Genomic DNA, 2,122 nt, shown 5'->3' on the forward strand with positions numbered 1-2,122 from the left:
CGCTCGTCGACAAAGCGGCGGACGGAGGAGATGAGCTGGTCGCGTGTTTCGGCGTCGAGGGCCATGGGTTTTCCCGCATTGAGTTCAAAGGCAGCGGGAATTTAGGGCAAGGGCCGACGGGGGTCAAAACAGGCCGAATCGCGGCCTTCAGCGCTGCGGCAGCGGTTCGGACACAGCAGCGCCGAGGATACGGTCGGTACGGTTACCGTCGAGCGAAAGCGGGAGGTAGACCCCCTCCACCGTCACGAAGCCACGGGCGACATATTCCATTGTGCCGGCAATGCCGTAGGGGCGCCGGGCCTCGGCGACGAATTTGTAGAAATTGAAGAGGACCTGGTTGAAGTGGCCGGTGTGGGAGGTGCTTTCGATGACGCGGCGGCCGCGAAAATTGGCGCCATGCGCGTTCACCACATCGCCGCCGAGAAGCCGGTAGGTGAGATCGAAGGGCTCCCAGTTCACCTGAACCATGAGGAGGTTCGGCATGTGACGGGCGAACTTCACGGGGTCGATCTCATCGGGACGAGGCATCGCGCGGTCGCCGCGCACTTCGTTCCAGTAGGCCAGCATGTCGCGGCAAAGCGGGTCCTGAAGTTCCTTCAGACGCCGAAAGTCGATGCCATGCGCATCGGCTTCGGCGATCACGTCGGCATACTCATCCGTCCGGTATTTTTCCGCTAGTTGCGTCATCACCCACGCCCTGTACGCACTCGGCCTGCCAGCCGCCACCCGCAGCAACAGTGAGCCGATTTTCCTAACGTAGTGTGAATCGGATCACTAGGAATTGAAGCGTTTTTCAATTTTGTCGTTGCGGAAACGCCCGATAACCCGAGGTCCGCCCGTCATGGTTCGCGTCCCAAATGGCACCCGGCAATCATACAACGAAGAGGCCTGTGACGATGTCGCCGCCCATTGCCGTCAGACCGTATTCTTCTCGAACTTGTAAACGGCGGCGCCCATGATGTGGCCGATGGTTCCGTCGGCTACAGCGAGCGGCAGATAGACCGCCTCGAACCTGCAGAAACCGCGATCGACAAAGCTCATCTCTCCACATGCCGCTTGCGGCTTTGCACGCCGAAGGATCAGTGCATAAAAATCGTGCATGGAAGTGCCGTAGCCCGGCCAGATATTGTCGAGGTCGCGGACGTTCCAGCCGGTGAAGTTGCGGCCATGCGCCTGGACATTGTCGTCGCCGATGAGGCTGTAGGTGAAGGTCAGAGGGTCGGGGCCGACACGAAGCATGAAAATCCGGGGCATCAGGCGCACGAAATCTGCCGGGTTCATGTCGCTGCGCAGGGGCGTCTTCCGCCCCGCCCGCTTCGTTTCCCAGTATTGCGCCATTTCCACGAGCGGGGCCTCGGACAGCTCCTCGATCGCGATCAGGCGCGCACTCTCCTCGACACGTCCATTTTTGTTTTTGGCGGCGTTCATATCCGCTATTACCCGTCTATCGGCGGAACTGGCGACCGGGGCAGTCTGCCTCGTCAAGATAACCAATAGCTTAAGCTCCACGCCGGCCGGGAGGGGCTTTGGGACATGGCGGCTTCCTGCTAAAAGCTCGGCAACCGCCATCGACACAACAGGTTCCGCACATGAATACGAGTTTGAGCGGCCGGCTTGCCGGCTACCAGAGCTGGACCGGTCACGACCCCTTCGAGGATCATGCCGGGCCTTTCTTTTTCCGCCAGCATGAGGACGGGCACGTTACCTGCGCCTTCGAGGCGAAGGCCTTTCACTGCAACGGCGGCGGGTTCCTCCACGGCGGCATGCTGATGAGCTTCGCGGATTATTCGCTCTTCGCCATCGGCCGGGACGTGCTGCAAGGCCCATCCGTGACGGTGTCGCTGACGGGCGAGTTCACGGCGGCGGCGGGCGCCGGCGAGTTCATCGAATCGCGGGGTGAAATCGTGCGGAATACCGGCAGCATGGTGTTCCTGCGCGGCCAGGTTTTTACCGGCCAGGGCGAGGCGGAGCGCATCCTGCTCAACTTTTCGGGCATCGTGAAGCGCGTGAAGAAGAGGCCTCTCGAAAAGTAAGGGACGAGGCCACATATCGGACGGAACCGCAGCCCAGGAAAGCCGGAGCCCCATGGTCACATTGAGCGTTCTCGACCAGTCACCGATCC

3 protein-coding genes are annotated in these 2,122 nt (G+C 61.2%); 1 reads left to right on the forward strand and 2 read right to left on the reverse strand.

Annotated features, from left to right (window positions below; genetic code table 11):
• Positions 1-147 precede the first annotated feature (147 nt).
• Both Q8S60_RS06635 and Q8S60_RS06640 read right to left on the reverse strand, forming a co-directional pair.
• Positions 148-687, reverse strand: a complete 540-nt coding sequence (locus tag Q8S60_RS06635; RefSeq protein WP_305254254.1) for a PAS domain-containing protein — start codon at positions 685-687, stop codon at positions 148-150.
• 228 nt (positions 688-915) lie between these two features.
• On the reverse strand, positions 916-1,428 hold the full coding sequence (locus tag Q8S60_RS06640; RefSeq protein ID WP_305254253.1) for a PAS domain-containing protein: 513 nt from the start codon (positions 1,426-1,428) through the stop codon (positions 916-918).
• Between the two features lie 161 nt (positions 1,429-1,589).
• On the opposite strand from Q8S60_RS06640, the gene Q8S60_RS06645 reads away from it, so the two are divergent.
• Positions 1,590-2,033 carry a PaaI family thioesterase gene (locus tag Q8S60_RS06645; RefSeq protein WP_305254252.1) on the forward strand — a complete coding sequence of 148 codons (444 nt, stop codon included), beginning with the start codon at positions 1,590-1,592 and terminating at the stop codon, positions 2,031-2,033.
• Positions 2,034-2,122: the final 89 nt, after the last annotated feature.

Origin of the sequence: Parvibaculum sp., from assembly GCF_030694575.1 — a bacterium.
GTDB lineage: Bacteria > Pseudomonadota > Alphaproteobacteria > Parvibaculales > Parvibaculaceae > Parvibaculum.

Excerpts from the sequence above, each read along its gene's own strand:
- Q8S60_RS06640 (WP_305254253.1), bottom strand. The coding sequence starts at position 1,428 with ATGAACGCCGCCAAAAACAAAAATGGACGTGTCGAGGAGAGTGCGCGC.
- Q8S60_RS06645 (WP_305254252.1), top strand. The coding sequence starts at position 1,590 with ATGAATACGAGTTTGAGCGGCCGGCTTGCCGGCTACCAGAGCTGGACC.
- Q8S60_RS06635 (WP_305254254.1), bottom strand. The coding sequence starts at position 687 with ATGACGCAACTAGCGGAAAAATACCGGACGGATGAGTATGCCGACGTG.